We start from the raw sequence: 21507 nt of genomic DNA, 5'->3' as shown, positions 1-21507 counted from the left end.
CGTCAGGTGATCACCGTCGGACGCGAGAGACCGCCGCGCACGGTTCGACACCGTCGGGAGCCTCGGCGTAGCGTGTGGGGCAGTCGTACAGGTCGAATGCCCTACACAGTGCGGAGGTGGTCATGCCGAGCCCAGCGGCGGCCCGCGGACACGAGGTGCGCCAGCGCTTGCTGGCCGCCGCGGCCGAGTTGATCCCCGAGCTGGGCTGGTCGGCGGTGAGCACACGGATCCTGGCCGACCGGGCTGGGGTCACTCCCAGCGTCGTGCACTACCACTTCACGTCTCTGCAGCTGGTTCTGCAGGAGGCGGCGCTGGCGGCCATGGCCGGGGTCGTTGCCGAGATGGACGCCGCGATCGACAGCGCGGACAGCCCGGGAGCGCTGCTGGACAGCGCGCTCGCCACCGCGCAGCCCTTCACCGGCTCCGATCCGATGACGCTGCTGTTCGTCGAGGCATACCTGGCGGGCACCCGCGACGCGACGTTCGGTGAGCGGATCGCACAGCTGCTGGCGGACTCTCGGACCCGCTTCGCCCGGCGGCTGGCCGACCACGGTGCACCCGATCCCGACGGCACGGCCGCGGTGGTGTTCGCAGCCCTCGACGGGATGGCGCTGCACCGCGGCTTGGGCATCGGCCCGGGCAGCGCGACTGCCGGAGCCGCCATGAGACGGCTCATCGGTGACGAACGGAAAGGACGGTCACGATGAAGGTGGTGATTTGCGGGGCGGGTATCGCCGGGCTGGCCCTGGCGCGGCAGCTGGCCACCCATGGCGACGAGGTCGTGGTGCTCGAGCGTTCACCGCACCCGCGCGAGCAGGGGTACATGATCGACTTCTTCGGTCCCGGTTACGACGCCGCCGACCAGATGGGCCTGTTGCCGGCGATTCGCGGCGTCGCATACGAGATCGAGAACGCGAGCTTCGTCGACGAGCATGGCAGCACCAGGGCGACGATGCCCTACGACCAGCTCCGCCGCGCCGTCGGCGGCCGGTTGTGCAGCCTGATGCGACCGGATCTCGAAGAAGTTCTGCGCCAGCACCTCCCGGCCACGGTGGACCTCAGGTACGGGGCTGCGCTGACCGGGCTGGACGACAACGGCGAGCAGGTGACCGCCACTTTGGCCGACGGGTCGACCCTCGAGGCGGATCTGCTGGTCGGTGCCGACGGGATCCACTCCACGGTGCGCCGACTGGCGTTCGGTGAAGAGTCCGCCTTCCTGCGCTTCTTGGGCTTCCACACATCGGCGTTCGTGTTCGATGCGCCGCGGATCCGCGACGCATGCCGGGGGCGATTCGCGATGACCGACACCATCGGCCGCGAAATGGGTTTCTATGTGCTGCGGGACGGGTGCGTCGCTGCTTTCGGTGTGCATCGCGCAGAAGACCCGACGCTGCCCGATGACGCCCGCCGCGCCGTGACAGAGGCCTACCGCGGCCTGGGTTGGGTGGTGCCCGAAGCGCTCGAGCACTGCCCGCCGTCGGCACAGATCTACTACGACCAGGTCGCCCAGATCGAGCTGCCGCGGTGGAGTGCGGGACGGGTCACGCTGGTCGGGGATTCCTGTTACGCGGTCTCCCTGCTGGCCGGCCAGGGCGCGTCGCTGGCGATCGCGGGCGCGAAGGTCCTTGCCGATCAGCTCCACGGCGCGCCGACATTGGCAGCCGGGCTGGCAGCCTACGAACGACAGTGGCGCCCGGTCGCCGAGGACAAGCAGAAGGCCGGACGGGCGGCGGCACGCTGGTTCCTCCCGCGCTCACGCTGGGAACTGGGGGTCCGGCGAGCGGCTCTCGGCCTGGCGCGGATCCCGTTGGTGAACCGGTTGGTCGGCCAACTGATTTCGGGGAAATGACGAAAGTGTGCAGACTTTCGACGGACTGGGTTACGTAATCGATCCATGCTGCGGCGATCTTCCGATCGTCCTGAGTCAGCTGGTCGTAAAGGCGGGATGGGACATCGCCCGGTAATACGAGGTCGGCGTACCGGCGCGAGATCTCGACGTTGCCACACGACCGCGAACGCGGCACGGACCGGTTGCTCGCCGAAAGGCGACGCAACCGGCCCGTGCCGTCTGTTCCGCCGAGATCAGCCGGCGTCGAACTCCCGCGCAGCAAGCGATCGAACGATTCCTGCACGGCCCTCGATCACCAGGCGTCGTAGCGCGGGCGGCAAGTCCGCGTCCAGGAACCTGTCTGCGGCCGCCAGCGACTGTTCGCTGATCGACCAGGACGGGTACAGGCCGACCACAACGGTCTGCGCGACCTCGCTGGATCGACGAGACCACACACCTTCGATGGCGTCGAAATAGCGGGCGACGTACGGCTCGAGCAACTCGGCCTGCCCTGGGCCTGCGAAGCCGCCGATGATCGAGCGGGCCGTGATGTTGGGGACGGCATCGTCGTCGACGACCGTCGTCCAGGCCTGCTCCTTGACTTCAGCGCTCGGCCGGGCCGCTCGCGCGGCCGCGGCGGATCGAGCACCGGCCGCGGTGTTGTCCCGGTCGGCCTCGGCGTCGATCACCGGCGAGTCGAGCCCATCGGCGTCGATGGCACCGGCCCCCGCCAATGCGGTCACGATGCGCCACCGAAGATCGGTATCGACACCCAGACCCGACAGGGACTGACCATCGACATCGCCGTCCAGTAGTGCCCGCAACACCTCGACGTGACGATCACAGAGTTCGGTAGCGGTGAGGGCGTTGACGAACGCGAGCTGGTGATCGGAGCCTGCCTCGGCTCCCCTGGCCAATTCGAGCACTGCATCGGCGAATTCGGGGGACCCGTGCTCGGCGGCCCAGGTGGGGTCGGCATATGAGTCGACTGCAGTCTTGGCTTGCAGCAGAAGACGTTGCACCACACCCACTTCGGTTTCGCCGCCGATGCCGCGCTGGACGAGTGCGACGAAGTCCCGGGCCTTCATTTCCGCCGAGCGGGTCATCTCCCAGGCCGCCGACCAGGCCAGGGTGCGGGGGAGCGGCTCGGCGATGTCGCCGATTCGAGAGAGCAGGGTGGCGAGCGAGTCCGGATCCAGCCGCACCGCGCAGTACGTCAGATCGTCGTCGTTGACCAACACCAGCTTGCCGCGGGAGACTCCGACCAGTGCGTCGACGGTCGTCGATTCGGCGGCATCCAGATCGAGTTCGACGCGCTCGGTGCGCACCAACTTGCCGTCGACGTCGTCGTAGATGCCGACTGCGACCCGGTGGACCCGATGCTCGCCCGCACCGGGCGCCGCTCCGGTCTGTCGAACAGCGAAGCGGGTGAACGTGCCGTCGGCGTCGACGTCGAAGTCCGGGCTCAGTGTGTTCAACCCGGTGGTGCGCAGCCACTGTGCACCCCAGTCCGAGAGATCCCGACCCGAGGACTTCTCCAGGGCCGACAGCAGATCCGAGAACGTGGCATTGGCGAAAGCGTGATCGACGAAGTAGGACCGCAACCCGGCCAGGAAGTCCTCCTTGCCGACGTAGGCCACCAACTGCTTGAGCACACTCGCGCCCTTGGCGTAGGTGATGCCGTCGAAGTTGACCTCGACCGCAGCCAGGTCGGGGATGTCCGCAGCGATGGGGTGGGTCGAGGGCAGCTGGTCCTGGCGGTATGCCCAGGCCTTCTCGACGTTGGCGAATGTGGTCCATGCGTTGGTGTATTCGGTTGCCTCGGACTGGCAGAGCACCGAGGCGAACGTGGCGAAGGACTCGTTGAGCCACAGGTCGTCCCACCACGTCATCGTCACCAGGTCGCCGAACCACATGTGCGCCATCTCGTGCAGCACGGTCTCGGCACGGCGCTCGTAGGAGTACCGAGTCACCTTGGACCGGAACACGTAGTCCTCGAGGAAGGTCACCGCGCCCGCATTTTCCATGGCACCGGCGTTGAACTCGGGTACGAACAGCTGGTCGTACTTGCCGAACGCGTAGGGAGTGCCGAAGTTCTCGTGGTAGAAGCCGAAGCCCTGTTTGGTCTCGGTGAACAACCGTTCAGCATCCATGTACTCGGCAAGCGATGCGCGGCAGTAGATTCCGAGTGGGATGGTGCCGTGGTCGTCGGTGTACGAGTCGGTCCATTCCGCATACGGACCTGCGATGAGCGCCACGAGGTAGGTGCTCATCAACGGTGTCGTGTCGAACACGTGCTCGCCGGATGCCGGTTCGGCCGCGTGTGCGGCATTGGAGATGACGGTCCAGCTTTCCGGTGCGGTGACTTTCAGATCGAAGGTTGCTTTGAGATCCGGCTGATCGAAGCAGGCGAACATGCGTTTGGCATCGGCGGTCTCGAACTGCGAGTACAGGTACACCGAGTCGTCCGACGGATCGACGAACCGGTGCAGGCCCTCGCCCGTGTGCGAGTAGATGCAGTCCGCGTCGATCACCAGCTCGTTGTGCTCGGCCAGGTTCTCGAGCGCGATGCCCGTCGACTCGTCGTAACTCGTGGTGTCCAGGTCCGTCCCGTTGAGGGTTGCGGAACGGATCGTGCGCGCAACGATATCCACATACGTCGACGCTCCGGCCGTGGCCGAGAACGTGATGGTGGTGAGCGAGCGGAATACCTTCTCGCCGGGATTGCCCTGGCCGTCGGTGAGATCGAGAACGATCGCGTACTTCGTTTCCCCGATGATCGCCGAACGTTCGGAGGCTTGGTCACGCGTCAGGTTGGGAGCAACCACTTCTGTCGACACCTCTTCGTGTAGTTATGGGTAGTGCCCTCCATCCCATCACGTCACGAGTAGCCGGCGCTGGCCGACAGACGTCGCGGAATGTCTGTGCGGTGGGAGGTTGTTGTGCATGAAGATAGGTTGACCTCGACTTGCAAGGAGAGCACTGTGGCCGGTTCAGGACAGAAAGACACCGCCGATTTTTGGTTCGACCCACTGTGCCCGTGGTGCTGGATCACCTCACGGTGGATTCTCGAAGTGGAGCAGGTACGCGACATCGACGTGAACTTCCACGTCATGAGCCTCGCCGTGCTCAACGAGGGCCGCGATCTGCCCGAGGAATACGCCGAGATGATGAAGAAGGCATGGGGCCCGGTGCGCGTGGCCATCGCCGCCGCCAAACTGAAGGGCGACGAGATTCTCCCACCGCTGTACACGGCAATGGGAACGCGAATCCACAACGAGGGCAACAAGGATTTCGAAGTCGTCATCAAGGAGTCCCTGGCCGAGCTGGACCTGCCGGCGGATCTCGCCGACGCGGCAGGCAGCACCGACCACGACGAGGAATTGCGCACCAGCCATCACGCCGGAATGGACAAGGTCGGCCCCGATGTCGGTACCCCGACCATCCACGTCAACGGCGTCGCGTTCTTCGGTCCGGTGCTCTCGCGCATCCCACGGGGTGAGGAAGCAGGCAAGCTCTGGGACGCATCGGTGACCTTCGCGTCGTACCCACACTTCTTCGAGCTCAAGCGCTCGCGGGACGAGGATCCGCAGTTCGACTGATCACGTCGCCCCCTCGTGCACGGAAATTCATAGCAGGAGAAGAACTTTCGTGCGCGCGGGGTCAGGCCACGATTCGGTCCGATGCGTCCTCGGTGCCGAAAACACGATGCTTTCCGGCGTGGAAGCGCTGCGCCGACCATGCCGCCGCGGCTGCGTCGAGAAAATCGTCCACGGCCGGTCCCGGCGGTAGGTCCGCCAGGTCGATGTTCTCGCTCCACCGCCCGAGCGCGGCCAGTCGCTGCCCGATGCCGCGGCCGGATTTCTTCGATGCGTAGTCGGTCGCAGGCGACATCGCGCGAAACGAGCATTCCGGAATGCACCTCGACGTACGTGTCCACGTCGACATGCGCCTCCCGCCAGGCACGTACTGCGGGCAGGATGTGCCAGGTCTGTTTGCTGATCGCCTTGCCGGTGATCTCGCGGGAAATCGAGCACGCCTGCTCGTAAGTCGAAGCCTCGAGCACATCGACGACGGGGGTGTGGAAGATCGAGCTGCGAGCCGGTCCGAGAAACTTCTTCGCCTCGAGTTCGCTGACTCGGTAGCCCTCGGTGGGCAGGGACAGCGGCATGTCGACGCCGACTCGCGCGCACTCTCGGGTGAGATCGATCACGTCCGGCACCGAGGAGCAGGCAGTCCACGTCAGTGTCGTGCCATCGAAGATCGCGAGGACCCACGCACCCTTCGCGCCGTCCACGCCGGCGAATTTCTCGGCTCCGGAGTTCACCTGTCAGACTCTAGGCATGCGCGTATACCTGGGTGCTGACCACGCCGGCCTCGAGTTCAAGAATCAGATCATCGAACACCTGACAGCGACCGGGCACGAGCCCGTCGACTGCGGTGCCTTCGACTACGACCCCGTCGACGACTATCCGGCCTTCTGCATCGACGCAGCCCGTCGCGTCGTTGCCGACCCGGGCAGTCGCGGCCTGGTGCTCGGTGGTTCCGGAAACGGCGAGCAGATCGCTGCGAACAAGGTCACAGGCGCTCGCTGCGCACTCGCGTGGAGCGTCGAGACCGCCAAGCTGGCCCGCGAGCACAACGACGCACAGCTCATCGGTCTCGGTGGCCGCATGCACACACTGCCCGAGGCCCTCGCCATCGTCGACGCGTTTCTCGATACTCCGTTCTCGGGAGAAGAGCGCCACCAGCGACGCATCGACATCCTGTCCGAGTACGAGCGCACCGGCGAGGCACCCGAGGTGCCGGGAAAGCCTGCATAGGTGCCAGAAGGCCACACCCTGCACCGACTCGCCAGGGTGCATCAACGTCGATTCGGCGGGGCACCGGTGGCCGCGAGCAGCCCTCAGGGGCGGTTCACCTCCGGTGCTGCGCTGATCGACGGGCTCGTGCTCGAGAAGGCCGAGGCTTGGGGCAAGCATCTGCTGCACCGCTACGAGTCCGATCTGATCGTGCACATTCACCTCGGCCTCTACGGGAAGTTCACCGAACAGGCCGTGCCACTGAACGAGCCGGTGGGTGCCGTCCGGCTGCGCATGGTGGGGGAGAAGTACGGTGTCGACCTGCGCGGCCCCACTGCCTGTGAGATCTACACCGAAGAGCAGGTCGACGCCCTGGTGGCGCGCTTGGGGCCGGACCCGCTGCGTAAGGACGCCGACCCGAACAGGGCGTGGGCGCGAATCTCGGCATCACGCACCTCCATCGGCACGTTGCTGATGGATCAGAAGGTGCTTGCCGGCGTCGGAAACGTCTACCGCGCCGAGATTCTGTTCCGCCACGAGATCAACCCGATGCGGCCGGGCAAGGACCTCGATCGAGCCGAGTGGGATGCAATCTGGTTCGACCTCGTCGAGCTGATGAAGATCGGTGTTCGACGCGGCCGCATCATCACCATCCGGCCCGGGGACGATCACGGCGATACGTACGCCGCGGGCAGGCCCCGGTCCTACGTCTACCGCAGGCAGGGGTTCCCGTGCCGGGTGTGCGGCACCGAAATCCTGCACTCGACGATGCAGGCGCGAAACCTGTTCTGGTGCCCGGTCTGTCAGGCGACCTGAACGGTGTCAGAACAAGTCTCCGAAGCCGCCGTCGCCGAACAAGCCATCACCGCCCCCGTCGTCGATCGAACCGTAGTCCGAGTCGCCGCCCAGGTCGTTGCCCTCGTCACCCATGCCGCCGTCCTCGGCTCCTGTGTCGCCGCCCGCTGCGGTGTCGTCCGGAACCCCGGCCATGCCGGAGAACATCGCCGAGAACAGGAACATCGAACCCATTCCCCATGCGCCTGCGACCAGGGCCGGACGCCACCACGGCTCGGAGTACCAGCCGGCGGGAACCGGACGGCCCGCTACGCGGCCACCCGGGTAGTAGTTCGGGGTGCGTTCGGACGGATCGGGTGACGCCGCGACCTCACGGCCCTCGAAGTCGACCGTGCGATCCTCGGTGACTCGACCTGCCTGCTGCTGGCCGTCGATGCCCTGGACCTCGGGTCCTGGATCCATGCCCATCGCCAGGCGTGCAGCGCGAATGTAGTAGAGCCCCTCGAGGGCCGTCTGCTTGGCCAGTCGAGCCTGTTCGGGGGTCGTGGCCTGGTCGATTTGCGAACCGGCCGCGATATTGCGCTCGGAAGCATCGGCCAATGCCTGTTTGGAGGGCGTGTCGGTGCCGATCAGGTTGTAGACCTGGCCGCCGAGGCGTTCGATCGACTGGCGGGCATCGGCCTTGGCGTCGGCCAGAGCGGTTTCGGCGGCTGCAGCCGAGTTCTTCTTGCTTCGCAACACCAGCAGTGCCACTGCGGCGATGACGATGACGATCAGGACTATTTCCACTTCGGGCCTTCCGCCGACGGTGCATGTCCAGTTCGGACAATTCGGACTCGTATTTCAGGATACGCGGACACGAAAAAGCCCCGCACTGACAGTGCGGGGCTTTTCGATGGAGCCGATGACGAGAATCGAACTCGCGTAGCCTGTTTGGAAGACAGGGGCTCTACCATTGAGCTACATCGGCGTGCAAACAACAGTCTTGGGATCGCCAGTTCCGTCGCCTGCGTTTCAAGACTGTACCCAACGCCGCTGCCGGATTCCAAACCGGCCCGCCGCGCCAGGTCCGGCCGAACGCCATCGGTGGGGCGCCCATCAGGGTCTACTATCGGTTGCTGTTCAATGGTGTCCGTACGACGGGGTGTGGCGCAGCTTGGTAGCGCATCCGCTTTGGGAGCGGAGGGTCGCAGGTTCAATTCCTGTCACCCCGACAAATGAGGTCCGTAGAGACGGTTCGCCGTGATTCGCGGCGAACGAGGCGAGACCGTAAGCCAGCACGATCAGCAAGCAAGAATCACCACAAAGGAGCATGTCCCGTGAAGAGCACCGTCGAGCAGCTGAGCCCGACGCGAGTCCGTATCAACGTTGAGGTGCCCTTCGAGGAGCTCAAGCCTGATTTCGACCGCGCGTACAAGGCTTTGGCTCAGCAGATCCGCCTGCCAGGATTCCGTCCGGGGAAGGCTCCGGCCAAGCTGCTCGAAGCACGCGTCGGTCGCGGTGCCGTACTGGAGCAGGTCGTCAACGACGCTCTTCCCTCCCGCTACTCCGAGGCCGTGACCAACGAGAACGTCAAGGTCATCGGCCAGCCCGAGATCGAGATCACCAAGATCGAGGACGGAACCGAGCTCACGTTCACCGCCGAGGTCGATGTGCGCCCCGAGATCGAACTGCCGGACTACTCGACCATCAGCGTCGTCGTCGACCCGATCGAGATCAGCGACGAGGCCGTGGACGAGCAGTTGCAATCGCTGCGCCAGCGGTTCGGCACCCTCACCGGCGTCGACCGTCCCGTCCAGGACGGTGACTTCGTCTCGATCGATCTCTCGGCCACCGTCGACGGCGAGAACGTCGAAGAAGCCACTGCGAGCGGGCTGTCCCACGAGGTCGGCTCAGGACAGCTCATCGACGGTCTGGACGACGCCATCATCGGTGTCTCGGCAGACGAGTCGAAGGAGTTCACCTCGACGCTGGTAGCCGGTGAGTACTCGGGCAAGGAAGCCGTCGTCACGGTCAAGGTCGTCTCGGTCAAGGAGCGCGAGCTTCCCGAGGCCGACGACGAGTTCGCCCAGCTGGCGAGCGAGTTCGACACCTTCGACGAGCTGCTGGAGGACCTGAAGGCTCGCGTCGAGCGAGGCAAGAAGGTCGAGCAGGCCGGTCAAATTCGCGACAAGGTGCTCGAGACCCTGCTCGACACGATCGAGATTCCGGCCCCCGAGGCCGTCGTCAAGGCAGAGGTCGACTCCCAGGTGCACGAGGCCATCCACGGCCTCGATCACAACGAGGAGGCTCTCGCCGAGCTGCTCGAGTCGCAGGGTTCGAGTCGCGAGGAGTTCGACAAGGACGTCAAGGAGGGGGCCGAGAAGTCGGTCCGTACCCAGCTTCTTCTCGACGCGATCGCCGAGGCCGAGAACACGCAGGTCGGCCAGGAAGAGCTCACCGAGCGGATCATCTTCCAGGCGCAGCGCTACGGCATGCCGCCCGAGCAGTTCATCCAGCAGGTGCAGCAGGCCAACCAGCTCGGTGCTGTGTTCGCCGATGTCAAGCGCGGTAAGGCCTTGGCCTCGGTTGTCGAGCGCGTCACCGTCACCGACACGACCGGCGCGAGCGTCGATACCGCGGAGCTGTTCGGCAGCCCCGCCGATGCTCCCGGCGAGGTCGAAGCGGCCGATTCATCCGAGGGCGAACAAGAGAAGTAACGCTGACAGCGAACGACGGCGGTTCCGGGACTCCGGAGCCGCCGTCTTTCGTTAGTGTCTGTGTCAGGAATCAACGATTTGTTATGGAAAAGGCAGGTACCGTGACTGTTCAGAATCCGGCGGCTTCGCACGAGCAGAGTCCCGTCATGACTTCGGCTGCATCAGGGCTGAATCTCAGCGACTCCGTGTACGAGCGTCTGCTTCAAAACCGCATCATTTTCCTCGGTACCCAGGTCGACGACGATATCGCGAACAAGTTGTGCGCCCAGATCCTGCTGCTCTCGGCCGAGGATCCCACCCGCGACATCGCGCTGTACATCAACTCGCCCGGTGGCTCCGTCACCGCGGGCATGGCCATTTTCGACACCATGGAATTCGCCGAGTGCGATATCGCGACCTACGGCATGGGGCTGGCCGCCTCGATGGGGCAGTTCCTGCTGTCCGCCGGTGCCAAGGGCAAGCGCTACGCGCTTCCGCACGCGCGGATCATGATGCATCAGCCTTCGGCCGGTATCGGCGGCAGTGCGTCCGATATCGCCATCATGGCCGAGCAGTTCGCCCACACCAAGCGCGAGATGGCCGAGCTCATCGCTCTGCACACCGGCCAGACCGTCGAGCAGATCACCGAGGACTCCGACCGCGACCGATGGTTCACCGCGCAGGCGGCCAAGGAATACGGGTTCGTTGACCACGTCGTCTCCCGCGCGCGGCAGGCCGGTGGACTCGGCGAGTAGTTCGGCCGTTACCGGCGACCTCGATCCCTCACATCTTGGAGAAACGATGACAAACCTGTTCGATCCCAACCAGTTGCCGTCCTCGCGGTACATCCTCCCGTCCTTCGTCGAGCACTCCAGCTACGGCGTCAAGGAGTCGAACCCGTACAACAAGCTGTTCGAGGAGCGCATCATCTTCCTCGGCGTCCAGGTCGACGACGCGTCCGCCAACGACATCATGGCCCAGCTGTTGGTGCTCGAGGGCCTCGATCCCGACCGGGACATCACGATGTACATCAACTCGCCCGGCGGTTCGTTCACCTCGCTGATGGCGATCTACGACACGATGCAGTACGTCCGCGCCGACGTCGCGACCGTCTGCCTCGGCCAGGCGGCCTCGGCAGCTGCGGTTCTGCTCGCAGCCGGAACCCCCGGCAAGCGCGCCGCTCTGCCCAACGCTCGGGTGCTGATTCACCAGCCGTCCAGCGGCGGAATCCAAGGCCAGGTCTCCGACCTCGAAATCCAGGCTGCCGAGATCGAGCGCATGCGGCGACTGATGGAGACCACCCTCGGTCGGCACACCGGAAAGGATCCCGACGTCATCCGCAAGGACACCGATCGCGACAAGATCCTGACCGCTGAGCAGGCCAAGGAATACGGCATCATCGATACCGTGTTCGAGTACCGCAAGCTCTCTGCACAGAGCTAGCAGAGCGAGCACCACCGGTCGGACCGGTACGGTCCGGCAGAGGATTCTCGGCGCCGGGCGCGAGTGAGATACTCCGCCCGGCGGTCGCGATTTACCAGCCGATCACCGAGATCGACGAAATCGGGTGGCGAATCACCGGAAACAACCCGCCCATGTTCGGCGAACACGGGTAGCGTCGCACCCAAGAACTCGGGCGATCGATCTCGGCGTGACGAAAGCCGAGAACAAGCCCCACCGCGGACTCGGCACAATCCGACCGCGTGGGTCGTACGCGGACAAGGAAGTAGGAACCTCCGAATGGCACGCATCGGTGACGGTGGCGATCTGCTGAAGTGCTCGTTCTGCGGCAAGAGCCAGAAGCAGGTCAAGAAGCTCATTGCTGGACCAGGGGTGTACATCTGCGATGAGTGCATCGACCTGTGCAACGAGATCATCGAGGAGGAGTTGGCCGAGTCGAGCGAAGTGAAGCTCGACGATCTGCCCAAGCCCTCCGAGATCAAGGACTTTCTCGAGAATTACGTGATCGGCCAGGACGCTGCCAAGCGCACGCTCGCCGTCGCGGTGTACAACCACTACAAGCGCATCCAAGCTGGTGACAAGGCCCGCGATGTGCGAGGCGAATCCGTCGAATTGGCGAAGTCGAACATCCTGATGCTCGGCCCGACGGGCTGCGGTAAGACGTACCTGGCGCAGACGCTGGCCAAGATGCTCAACGTCCCGTTCGCCATTGCCGATGCCACCGCACTCACCGAGGCCGGCTACGTGGGCGAGGATGTCGAGAACATTCTGCTCAAGCTGATCCAGGCGGCGGACTACGACGTCAAGCGGGCCGAGACGGGCATCATCTACATCGACGAGGTCGACAAGATCGCCCGCAAGAGCGAGAACCCGTCGATCACGCGCGATGTGTCCGGTGAAGGCGTGCAGCAGGCGTTGCTGAAGATTCTGGAAGGAACCCAGGCCAGCGTGCCGCCGCAGGGTGGACGCAAGCATCCGCATCAGGAGTTCATTCAGATCGACACCACCAACGTGCTCTTCATCGTCGCCGGTGCTTTCGCGGGCCTCGAGAAGATCGTCTCCGATCGCGTTGGAAAGCGCGGACTCGGCTTCGGTGCCGAGGTTCGTTCCAAGGCCGAGATCGACACGCAGGATCACTTCGCCGAGGTGATGCCGGAGGATCTGATCAAGTTCGGTCTGATTCCCGAGTTCATCGGTCGGTTGCCGATGATCGCCTCGGTGACGAATCTGGACAAGGAATCGCTCGTGACGATTTTGTCCGAGCCGAAGAACGCGCTCGTCAAGCAGTACCGGCGCTTGTTCGACATGGACGGCGTGGAGCTCGAGTTCACCTCCGAGGCGCTGGAAGCGATCGCCGATCAGGCAATTCTCCGCGGGACCGGTGCGCGTGGACTTCGGGCCATCATGGAAGAAGTTCTGTTGCCGGTGATGTATGACATCCCCAGCCGCGACGATGTCGAAAAGGTGGTGGTCACGGCAGAAACGGTGAACGACAACGTGCTGCCGACCATCGTGCCGCGCAAGCCGGAACGTCCCGAACGCCGAGACAAGTCCGCCTGACGAACATCCTGTTCCACGAACGAGCCCCGATCATCGAGACGATGATCGGGGCTCGTTGTCGTGGGGCCAGGTGGTTCGCGATGTCCGATAGGCAATGGATCCCGCCGGTCAGCTGAGGCGCTCGAACACCGCCGCCAGTCCCTGCCCGCCGCCGATGCACATCGTCTCGAGTCCGTAGCGGACCTCGCGGCGTTCCATCTCGCGCAGCAAGGTGGTGAGAATTCGAGCTCCGGTAGCGCCTACGGGGTGCCCCAGCGAGATTCCGGAACCATGTGGGTTCAACCGCGGGTCGTCGGCGTCGATGCCCCAGGTTCTGGTGACGGCGAGGGCTTGAGCTGCGAACGCCTCGTTGAGCTCGATGATCCCCATATCGTCGAGACCGAGTCCGAGGCGTCCGAGCGCTTTCTCGCTGGCAGGCACAGGACCAATGCCCATGGTGCGCGGGGCCACTCCGGCCACCCCCCAGCCGGCGAGGCGGGCCAGTGGCCGAAGGCCAAGGGCTGCAGCCTTTTCCGGGGTGGTGACAACGGCGAGTGCGGCTCCGTCGTTCTGCCCGCTGGCGTTTCCTGCCGTGACCGTCGACTCGGGATCGATGGCGGCGCGGATCGGCTTCAAACCGGCCAAGGACTCCATGGTGGTTTCTGCGCGGGGGTGCTCATCGGTGGTCACGAGCACGGGATCCGATTTACGTTGGGGGACAGATACTCCCACGATCTCCTCGGCGAACACGCCGCTGTTCTGTGCGGTGACCGCCCGTCGGTGCGATTGCACGGCCAACGCGTCCTGATCGGCGCGACTGATGGAGAATTCCGCCCGCAGGTTCTCGGCAGTTTCGATCATGCCGCCGGGTACGGGAAAGTTCTTGCCGCCCGCGGTCACTCGCGCACGGGCAAGCCGATCGGACAGCGCCACCGCCTCGGCTTTGACACCCCATCGCATGCCGGTGGCGTAGAACTCGGTTTGGCTCATGCTCTCCACGCCGCCCGCCAGAACCAGGTCGTTGCCGCCCGACTGCACCTGCATGCACGCCTGGAGCACCGCTTGCAATCCGGAGCCACAGCGCCGATCGACCTGCATACCGGGGACATCGATTCCCAGGTGCGCATCGAGCGCGGCAATACGGCCGATTGCAGGCGCGTCGCCGTTGGGAGACGCTTGTCCCAGTATCACGTCGTCGATATCTGCACCGGAAATGCCGGTGCGAGCAACGAGTTCGGCGATGACCGTGGCGGCCAGAGTCTGGGCGGAGATATCGCGAAACTGGCCGCCGAAGCGGCCGACCGGGGTGCGAAGTGGTTCACAGATCACTGCATCAGGCATGGGGGGTTCCTCGTGTGTCGTTGAGTCCGGTGCTCACCCGGAGCAGGTCGGTTTCGATGGCGCGGATGGCGTCGAGCAGGGCAGGAAGAAGTTCGCTGCGGACGGCGTCGGCAGAATGCCGCGCGGCCTGAGTGGAGACGTTCGCCGCGGCGACGACCGCCCCGTTGCCGTCGTGGATGGGTGCAGCGATCGACCGCAGGCCCTCTTCGAGTTCTTGATCGACCAGGCAGAAGCCCTCGGCGCGTACGCGATCGAGCTCGCGGTCGAGCTCCTGGGCCGAGGTGATCGTTCTCCCGGTGAGCGGAGTCAGCTGCACTCGGGCGAGGTATGCGGTGCGTTCCTCGGCCGGTAGCCCGGCCAGAAGCACCCGCCCCATCGAGGTCGCGAACGCGGGGAATCGGGTGCCGATGTTGATTCCGACGGTCATGATGCGGCTCACGGGGACTCGGGCGACATACACGACATCGTCACCGTCGAGTATCGAGACCGAGGACGATTCTCGTACCCGTTCGGCCAGTGCCTCCAGGTGTGGCCCCGAGACTTCCGGGAGGGTCAGGCTCGACAGGTAGCTGTAGCCCAGTTCGAGTACGCGCGGGGTGAGCCAGAACATCGCACCATCGGTACGGACGTAGCCGAGCTCGACGAGCGTGAGGAGAAACCGTCGGGCTGTGGCACGGGTGAGGTCGGTTGCCCTCGCGACATCGGAGAGTGTTCGACGCGGATGCTCGGCGTCGAAAGCTCGAATCACCGCGAGGCCGCGGCCGAGCGACTGAACGTAGTCCGAGGAAGGAGGCGGCGCGTCCTCGGCGTTCACGAGGTACCCTCCTCGGCCTCGATAGCAGACGAGGCGTCGGTGATCGCGGAGTTCGCGAGGGCGAAGGCACTGTTGCTGTTCGGAACTCCGGCGTACACCGCGGTGTGCAGAAACACCTCGGCCAGTTCATCAGGCGGCACTCCTGCGCGTAGGGCAGCGCGGATATGCATATCGAGCTCGTGCTCATTACCCACCGCCGTCAGAATCGCCAGCGTCAGCAGTCTGCGCGTCTTGTGGTCGAGCCCGGGGCGGTTCCAGATATCGCCCCACGCGGTGCGGGTGATGAAGTCCTGGAACGGGGCGGTGAATTCGGTCCGCGCCAAGATGCTGCGGTCGACGTGGGCATCGCCGAGAACGCTGCGCCGCACCGCCATACCGACATCGTGCGCAGCGGCGCGGCCCGTGGTGTACGAGTTCGATCCGATGTGTGCGGCGATCGCGGCAGTGACCGGTCCCGCCTGCTCGACATTGGCCAGGTGCGCGGCCGGGTCCAGTACTCGGAACGTCGATCCGGCGACACCGTCGGCGATGATCTTCAGGTCGGTGGGGGTCGTTGCGGGATCCTGTAGCCCGGCGAGGACGAGGGTGGGTGCGCTGATTCGTCCGAGGTCCGCCCGGGAGTCCCAGCCCGCCAACGCCTCACAACACGATGCGTAGCCCTCGCCGGGGGTGTCGACGATCATCGTGCGATACCGATCGACGAGATCGGTATCGCGAGCGAGTAGTTCCGCGGTGAACCAGCGTGTGAGGGCGGCATCGGCCAAGGACTCGGTTCCCGACGCACGCACGCCTGCTGCGCGGTCGATCCATTGCGCCGGGTCCCCGAACTTCGTCGAGGTGCACAGCAGTGTCAGTGTCTGCACGCGCTCCGGACGATGGATGGCGATCCACTGCGAGATGGCACCGCCGATCGAGAGCCCGACCAGGTGCACACGTTCCAGATCGAGCGAGTCCAGCAGCGCCAGAACGTCTTCGGCGAGCTCGGCCATCGAGTACGGACCTGCTGGAACAGGTGACTGCCCGTGGCCACGGAGATCGACCGCGAGTACGTGCACGGAGGCAGAGAGCGGACCGATCTGCGGGTTCCACATCGATCGATCGGAACCGAGGGAACCGATCAGCACGACGGTGTCCGCGTCGGCGCGCGGTCCTGGGACGTGTTCATGAGCCAGTGCAACGGTCATCAAGACCCCTTCGAGTCGGTGGGGTGTTCGGTCTCTGGTGTCAGCTGGGCGAGGATGCGGTCGACCAGTTCGGGGGCGTGGCCCAGATATCCAGCCGGATCGAGCAATTCACGAACCGTCGACGGCGTGAGAAATTCGGTGATGGCAGCGTCGGTGTCCAACGGTTCCTGTGCTGCGCACCGAGCAGTCACGATGTCCCGAGCCCGCTCGGTGTGCGGTGCCAAGGCGGCTGTGACCCGTTCGGCGAGCAGTGCGCCGTCGGTGGCTCCGAGATTGCGGGCCATGTTCTCCGGATGTACGTGCAGTCCATCGAGGCTGGTGGCAATCCGGTGTGCGGCACCGCCGGTGAGGCGCAGCAGGTCGGTGACGGTCTCCCACTCGGCGTGCCAGGCGCCCGCAGCGCGTTGATGTTCGTGATTCATGTTCGAGAGCACGGTCGACACTGCGCCTGGCACACGGCGGGTCGCAGCACGGGCGGTGATGGCGGCCACCGGATTGCGTTTGTGTGGCATCGCGGAGGAGCCCCCGGGCGCATCCTCGGACACCTCACCCAGCTCGGTGGACGACATCGACACGATGTCCCCGGCGATCTTGCCGATCGATCCGGCGGCCGTACCCAACGCGCAGGCGATGTCGGCGATGGCTGTGCGCTCGGTGTGCCAGGGGGCGAGCTGCGGTGCCAACTCCAATTCTGCGGCCAGTGCCGTGGCAATGGTGATCCCGTGGGGAAACGCCGCCGCGAGAGTGCCTGCGGCACCGCCGTACTGCACCTCCAACGCAGCTCGCACCGCTGCCAGGCGCGTGCGTGCGCGGTACAAACCCAATGCCCAGTTCGCGGCGACGAGGCCGAAGGTGGTCGGCAGTGCCTGCTGGCCGAGAGTGCGTGCCGCCATGGGGGTGGTGCGATGGGTCGCGGCGAGATCGCGTGCGGCGCGGCACGCGCCGTCCAGCGTGGCTTCGATCTCTCCGAGTGCACCGCGCGATACGACGATCAGCGCCGTGTCCATGATGTCCTGGCTGGTGGCACCGGGATGTACTGCACTGGAGGGAACCCCGGATGCGGCCACGGCATCGCGAAGCAGCTGCACCAGCGCAATGACGGGATTTCCGCCTGCGGCCGCTGCGTTCCCGAGGCGAGTGATGTCCAGGTTCTCACCGAGTTCGGCGGCGGCAGCGGTGATGATGTCGGCGTCGCCGACCGTCACCAGTCCGGCCGAAGCCGCGGCCCGCGAGAGGGCTGCTTCGACGTCGAGCATCGCTGTCACCCAGGCGCGGTCACCGACCATCGGCGCGATGACATCGCTGCCGAACGTCGGGTCGAACAGTGCACCTCGCTCGGATGTCATTGCCCTCCTTCGAGAATCGATTGTCACAGTTCGAAGAACGGGGTCTCGTCGCCGTGCGGGTCGGTGTTCTGCAGCACGATATCGAGGTGATAACCACCCTCGACCGACCGTGCAACGAGTCTGGCACGCCTGTGCTCGGGCAAGGCGGACAACACCGGATCGACCGCGTTGGCCTCGGCCTCGTCGGGGAAGTACACCCGGGTCACGACGCGCTCGAGCATTCCGCGGGCGAAGATGCCGACGTCGATGTGCGGAGCCTCCACGGCACCGTTCTCGGCGGGCAGTGGTCCTGGCTTGATCGTCGTGATGGACATCGTCCCGGTCTCGTCGGCGAACGTACGCCCGAATCCGCGAAAGCCCGCGGTGCGTGGCACCACCGCGCCCCGAGGGTCGTCGGGATGATCGAACCGACCGTCCGCGTCGGCCTGCCAGGTCTCGATCATGGCATCGGCCATGGGGGTTCGCGATCCGTCTATCAGGGTGAACGTCACGGTGACGGCACCCTCGGTGCCGGGAGGTACCACGTTCTCGCCGTCGGGCCAGAGCAAGCCGATGTGCACGTACGGCCCCACCGTCTGGGACGGGGTCTGCCCGAACGAGGCGGTGGTGAAATCGGCTCCGGTCATCACTGCGTAGCGCGGCGCGAACTCGGAATCAGTCATCGTGCTCGTCTTCCTCGAAGGGGGTGGCGTCGCGGCCGCGCAGGACGATGTCGAACCTGTAGCCCAGAGCCCAGTTTTCCTGTGTGGCTTCGTAATCGAATGCACTGATCATGCGAGCGCGAGCGTCCTCGGGTGCAGAGTTGTAGATCGGATCCTGGAAGAACATCGGATCGTCCGGAAAGTACATCTGGGTCACCAGGCGTTGGGTGAATGCCTGGCCGAACAACGAGAAATGAATGTGGGCTGGACGCCACGCGTTGTGATGGTTGCCCCAGGGGTACGCACCCGGCTTGATCGTGGTGAAGCGGTATCCACCGTGCTTGTCGGTCAGTACCCGCCCCACTCCGTCGAAATGGGGATCGAGCGGCGCAGGCCAGCGGTCTCCTGAGTGTCGATAGCGTCCGCCCGCGTTCGCCTGCCATACCTCGACGAGCGTGTGGGGCACTGCCTTGCCGTCGCTGTCGAGTACGCGACCGTGCACGATGATGCGTTGCCCTAGTGCTTCACCGCCGTTCGCGAGAGTCAGGTCTGCGTCGGCAGCGGTGACCCTGCCCTCGCCCAAGACCGGCCCGGTGATCTCGGTGAGCCGCTGGGGGAGCAGCGTCAACGGCTGTGCCGGGTGGCGCAGCGCGGTGGTGCGGTACTCGGCGAAATCTCGTGGGGCATTGATGCCGGATTGATCGCGATAGTCGGGCGGCAGATGAAGCATCGAAGGTTCCTCACGATCGTGGTGATCTACGCGATGGTCACCGTAGCCGAAGTGTTCGCATAGTGGCAAGGTGTTCATATATCGCACAAAGTCGGGTAGCGTGGATCGCATGTTGGACAAAGTCGTGGCCAGCGCCACCGAAGCGGTAGCAGATATTCCGGACGGATCCTCGATCGCCGTCGGCGGATTCGGCTTGGTGGGGGTGCCGGAGATCTTGATCGATGCTGTGCTGGCGCAGGGGGCGACCGATCTCGAAACCATCAGCAACAATTGTGGAACCGATGGATTCGGGCTGGGAGTTCTGTTGACGCAGCACCGAATTCGCCGAACCATCAGTTCGTACGTGGGCTCGAACAAGGAATTCGCCCGGCAGTACCTCTCCGGCGAACTGGAGGTCGAGCTCACTCCCCAAGGCACGCTCGCCGAGCGATTGCGAGCCGGCGGTGCCGGGATTCCCGCCTTCTTCACACCCGCAGGTGTCGGAACACAAGTTGCGGACGGTGGACTGCCGCTGCGCTACGACGGAAGTGGCGGGATCGCCCTGGTCAGTCCGGCGAAAGAAACCCGCGAGTTCGACGGTGTCACCTATGTGCTCGAGCGAGGCATCGTGGCCGACTACGCGCTGGTGCACGCGTGGAAGGGCGACAGGCACGGAAATCTGGTGTTCCACGCCAGTGCACGGAACTTCAATCCACCCGCAGCAGAGTCGGGTCGCATCACGATCGCCCAGGTCGAGAACCTGGTCGAGCCAGGGGAGATCGGGCCGGACGAGGTGCACACCCCCGGAATCCATGTCCAACGGGTGGTACACGTCGGGCCCGTCGAGGTCGGCATCGAGCAGAGGACGGTACGAGCATGACCGAGAAGATGACCCGTGAACAGATGGCCGCGCGAGTGGCACAGGAACTCGGTGACGGCCAGTACGTGAACCTGGGCATCGGTATGCCGACGCTCGTTCCGAACTACATCCCCACCGATATTTCGGTGATCCTGCATTCGGAGAACGGAGTGCTCGGCGTCGGCCCTTACCCCACCGAGGACGAACTCGACCCCGAGATCATCAACGCGGGCAAAGAAACCATCACGGTACTTCCTGGTGCCTCGTACTTCGATTCGGCGGCGTCGTTCGGAATGATCCGAGGTGGCCGGGTGGACGTCGCGGTATTGGGGGCGATGCAGGTCAGCGCCACTGGTGACCTCGCGAACTGGATGATCCCAGGGCACATGGTCAAGGGTATGGGCGGCGCGATGGATCTGGTGCACGGAGCGCGGCGCGTGATCGTGATGATGGAGCACCTCTCACGCAAGGGCGAGCCGAAGATCCTCGAACAATGCACCCTTCCCCTCACCGGAAAGGGCTGCGTACACAGGATCATCTCGGACATGGCCGTGCTCGATGTGACCGAGAAGGGCCTACGCCTCGTCGAGACCGCGCCCGGCGTGTCCATCGACGAGGTCCTCACTGCGACTGCCGCCGAAATCCTCGTCGATTCGGTCGTCTGAGACCAGGACGCGGTCGGAACGTGAGTAGATGTTCATCGACCGACCGCGAAGGAATCCGATCACTGTCAGGCCCGATTCCGCCGCGAGGTCCACGGCCAGTGAGGACGGAGCCGAGACCGCCGCGAGAATCGGGATTCCCGCCATCACGGCCTTCTGAGCCAACTCGAACGAGGCACGGCCGCTGACCATCAGCACCGTGCCGGTGGCAGGAATGCGATCATGGGTCACGGCCCAGCCGACGACCTTGTCGACGGCATTGTGGCGTCCGACATCCTCACGCAGAACCAACATCTCACCGTCGGCGGTGAACAAAGCGGCGGCGTGCAGGCCCCCGGTGGCATCGAAGACCTTCTGAGCTGCGCGCAACGAGTCGGGTAGCCCGGTGAGCGTCCGCGATGTGACGACCACGGTGTCGGCCTCGGGGGAGTGCTTGGTACGCAGTCGAATTGCCTCCAGAGACCCCTTGCCACACACTCCGCACGACGAGGTCGTGTAGAAATTGCGTTCGACGCCCGTCTCCGGTGGCGAGACACCCTCGGCCAGGGTGATGTCGAGGACGTTGTACGTGTTGGCACCCTCGTCGTCGACTCCATCGCAGTAGCGGGCCGCGGCGATGTCGGACCCCGCCGAGATCACCCCTTCGGTCAGCAGGAAGCCGTGAGCGAGTTCGACGTCGTGGCCCGGGGTTCGCATGGTCACCGCCAGCGCCTTACCGTCGACCCGCAATTCCAGTGGCTCTTCCACCACCAAGGTGTCCGGCCGCTCGACGCGGTGCTCGCCGCGTAGCCGGACCACCGGCCTGCGAGCTGTGATCCGTCCCATCAGTACCGGCCGTTCTCGGAACG

The 21507-nt window shown here is 65.0% G+C and carries 21 protein-coding genes, 2 tRNA genes and 1 pseudogene; 12 read left to right on the top strand and 12 right to left on the bottom strand.

What is annotated here, in order from left to right; translation table 11 throughout:
* Positions 1–122: 122 nt before the first annotated feature.
* Both ACOQFP_RS06030 and ACOQFP_RS06025 read left to right on the top strand, forming a co-directional pair.
* Positions 123–707: a TetR/AcrR family transcriptional regulator gene (locus ACOQFP_RS06030; protein ID WP_421583776.1), complete on the top strand. Its 585-nt coding sequence runs from the start codon at positions 123–125 to the stop codon at positions 705–707.
* Positions 704–1849 carry an FAD-dependent oxidoreductase gene (locus ACOQFP_RS06025; protein ID WP_421583775.1) on the top strand — a complete coding sequence of 382 codons (1146 nt, stop codon included), beginning with the start codon at positions 704–706 and terminating at the stop codon, positions 1847–1849. The genes ACOQFP_RS06030 and ACOQFP_RS06025 overlap by 4 nt, the downstream gene beginning before the upstream one ends.
* 233 nt (positions 1850–2082) lie before the next feature.
* Here the strand turns inward: ACOQFP_RS06025 and pepN are convergent, their stop codons facing one another.
* Positions 2083–4656, bottom strand: a complete 2574-nt coding sequence (gene pepN, locus ACOQFP_RS06020) for an aminopeptidase N (protein WP_421583774.1) — start codon at positions 4654–4656, stop codon at positions 2083–2085.
* A 90-nt stretch (positions 4657–4746) separates the two neighbouring features.
* Here pepN and ACOQFP_RS06015 point away from each other — a divergent pair, with 90 nt between their 5' ends.
* Complete coding sequence (locus tag ACOQFP_RS06015; RefSeq protein WP_241256633.1) at positions 4747–5430, top strand: DsbA family protein; 684 nt, start codon at positions 4747–4749, stop codon at positions 5428–5430.
* A 61-nt stretch (positions 5431–5491) separates the two neighbouring features.
* On the opposite strand, the gene ACOQFP_RS06010 is transcribed toward ACOQFP_RS06015, so the two are convergent.
* Together ACOQFP_RS06010 and ACOQFP_RS06005 are read right to left on the bottom strand one after the other, a co-directional pair.
* Positions 5492–5722: a DUF429 domain-containing protein gene (locus tag ACOQFP_RS06010; protein WP_421583773.1), complete on the bottom strand. Its 231-nt coding sequence runs from the start codon at positions 5720–5722 to the stop codon at positions 5492–5494.
* An 82-nt stretch (positions 5723–5804) separates the two neighbouring features.
* Positions 5805–6125: pseudogene (locus ACOQFP_RS06005) on the bottom strand (DUF429 domain-containing protein); the annotation flags it as partial.
* A gap of 46 nt (positions 6126–6171) precedes the next feature.
* Here ACOQFP_RS06005 and ACOQFP_RS06000 point away from each other — a divergent pair.
* A complete protein-coding gene (locus ACOQFP_RS06000) occupies positions 6172–6651 on the top strand; it encodes a ribose-5-phosphate isomerase (RefSeq protein ID WP_206489401.1) in 480 nt (159 codons plus the stop codon).
* A complete protein-coding gene (locus ACOQFP_RS05995) occupies positions 6652–7446 on the top strand; it encodes an Fpg/Nei family DNA glycosylase (RefSeq protein WP_421583772.1) in 795 nt (264 codons plus the stop codon).
* Positions 7447–7452: 6 nt separating this feature from the next.
* On the opposite strand, the gene ACOQFP_RS05990 is transcribed toward ACOQFP_RS05995, so the two are convergent.
* Both ACOQFP_RS05990 and ACOQFP_RS05985 read right to left on the bottom strand, forming a co-directional pair.
* On the bottom strand, positions 7453–8214 hold the full coding sequence (locus tag ACOQFP_RS05990) for a DUF1542 domain-containing protein (protein WP_421583771.1): 762 nt from the start codon (positions 8212–8214) through the stop codon (positions 7453–7455).
* A gap of 107 nt (positions 8215–8321) precedes the next feature.
* A tRNA-Gly gene (locus ACOQFP_RS05985) sits at positions 8322–8395 on the bottom strand.
* Between the two features lie 170 nt (positions 8396–8565).
* On the opposite strand from ACOQFP_RS05985, the gene ACOQFP_RS05980 reads away from it, so the two are divergent.
* From ACOQFP_RS05980 to clpX, 5 genes are all read left to right on the top strand, one after another.
* Positions 8566–8639, top strand: a tRNA-Pro gene (locus ACOQFP_RS05980).
* A 105-nt stretch (positions 8640–8744) separates the two neighbouring features.
* Positions 8745–10124 (top strand): trigger factor, encoded by a 1380-nt coding sequence (gene tig, locus ACOQFP_RS05975; RefSeq protein ID WP_206489398.1) that lies wholly within the window; start codon positions 8745–8747, stop codon positions 10122–10124.
* 83 nt (positions 10125–10207) lie between these two features.
* Complete coding sequence (locus tag ACOQFP_RS05970) at positions 10208–10858, top strand: ATP-dependent Clp protease proteolytic subunit (RefSeq protein ID WP_206489397.1); 651 nt, start codon at positions 10208–10210, stop codon at positions 10856–10858.
* Between the two features lie 46 nt (positions 10859–10904).
* Positions 10905–11546 (top strand): ATP-dependent Clp protease proteolytic subunit, encoded by a 642-nt coding sequence (locus ACOQFP_RS05965; RefSeq protein WP_206489396.1) that lies wholly within the window; start codon positions 10905–10907, stop codon positions 11544–11546.
* Positions 11547–11843: 297 nt separating this feature from the next.
* Complete coding sequence (gene clpX / locus ACOQFP_RS05960; RefSeq protein WP_027497577.1) at positions 11844–13124, top strand: ATP-dependent Clp protease ATP-binding subunit ClpX; 1281 nt, start codon at positions 11844–11846, stop codon at positions 13122–13124.
* Between the two features lie 108 nt (positions 13125–13232).
* On the opposite strand, the gene ACOQFP_RS05955 is transcribed toward clpX, so the two are convergent.
* Genes ACOQFP_RS05955 through pcaH form a run of 6 tightly spaced genes read right to left on the bottom strand, consistent with a single transcriptional unit; the run spans position 13233 to position 19159 of the window.
* Positions 13233–14444, bottom strand: coding sequence for an acetyl-CoA C-acetyltransferase (locus ACOQFP_RS05955; protein ID WP_421583770.1), 1212 nt, complete (start codon positions 14442–14444; stop codon positions 13233–13235).
* Positions 14437–15258: an IclR family transcriptional regulator gene (locus ACOQFP_RS05950; protein WP_341244286.1), complete on the bottom strand. Its 822-nt coding sequence runs from the start codon at positions 15256–15258 to the stop codon at positions 14437–14439. The genes ACOQFP_RS05955 and ACOQFP_RS05950 overlap by 8 nt, the downstream gene beginning before the upstream one ends.
* Entirely contained in the window at positions 15255–16442 is a 1188-nt protein-coding gene (gene pcaD / locus ACOQFP_RS05945) for a 3-oxoadipate enol-lactonase (protein ID WP_421583769.1), read from the bottom strand. The genes ACOQFP_RS05950 and pcaD overlap by 4 nt, the downstream gene beginning before the upstream one ends.
* Positions 16442–17788, bottom strand: a complete 1347-nt coding sequence (gene pcaB, locus ACOQFP_RS05940; protein ID WP_206489392.1) for a 3-carboxy-cis,cis-muconate cycloisomerase — start codon at positions 17786–17788, stop codon at positions 16442–16444. Before pcaB ends, pcaD begins: the two co-directional genes overlap by 1 nt.
* A gap of 23 nt (positions 17789–17811) precedes the next feature.
* Positions 17812–18450: a protocatechuate 3,4-dioxygenase subunit alpha gene (gene pcaG, locus ACOQFP_RS05935; protein WP_421583768.1), complete on the bottom strand. Its 639-nt coding sequence runs from the start codon at positions 18448–18450 to the stop codon at positions 17812–17814.
* Positions 18443–19159: a protocatechuate 3,4-dioxygenase subunit beta gene (pcaH, locus tag ACOQFP_RS05930; RefSeq protein ID WP_421583767.1), complete on the bottom strand. Its 717-nt coding sequence runs from the start codon at positions 19157–19159 to the stop codon at positions 18443–18445. The genes pcaG and pcaH overlap by 8 nt, the downstream gene beginning before the upstream one ends.
* Before the next feature lie 109 nt (positions 19160–19268).
* Between pcaH and ACOQFP_RS05925 the strand changes: the two genes are divergently transcribed.
* Together ACOQFP_RS05925 and ACOQFP_RS05920 are read left to right on the top strand one after the other, a co-directional pair.
* Positions 19269–20018 (top strand): CoA transferase subunit A, encoded by a 750-nt coding sequence (locus ACOQFP_RS05925; RefSeq protein WP_421583766.1) that lies wholly within the window; start codon positions 19269–19271, stop codon positions 20016–20018.
* On the top strand, positions 20015–20662 hold the full coding sequence (locus ACOQFP_RS05920) for a CoA transferase subunit B (RefSeq protein WP_421583765.1): 648 nt from the start codon (positions 20015–20017) through the stop codon (positions 20660–20662). The genes ACOQFP_RS05925 and ACOQFP_RS05920 overlap by 4 nt, the downstream gene beginning before the upstream one ends.
* Here the strand turns inward: ACOQFP_RS05920 and fdhD are convergent.
* Complete coding sequence (gene fdhD / locus ACOQFP_RS05915) at positions 20573–21484, bottom strand: formate dehydrogenase accessory sulfurtransferase FdhD (RefSeq protein WP_421583764.1); 912 nt, start codon at positions 21482–21484, stop codon at positions 20573–20575. The genes ACOQFP_RS05920 and fdhD overlap by 90 nt on opposite strands.
* Positions 21485–21507: the final 23 nt, after the last annotated feature.

Source organism: Rhodococcus sp. MALMAid1271 (genome assembly GCF_049195265.1).
GTDB lineage: Bacteria > Actinomycetota > Actinomycetes > Mycobacteriales > Mycobacteriaceae > Rhodococcoides.
Note: the sequence above shows the minus strand (reverse complement) of the source record. Positions and strands in the feature narration are given on the sequence as shown.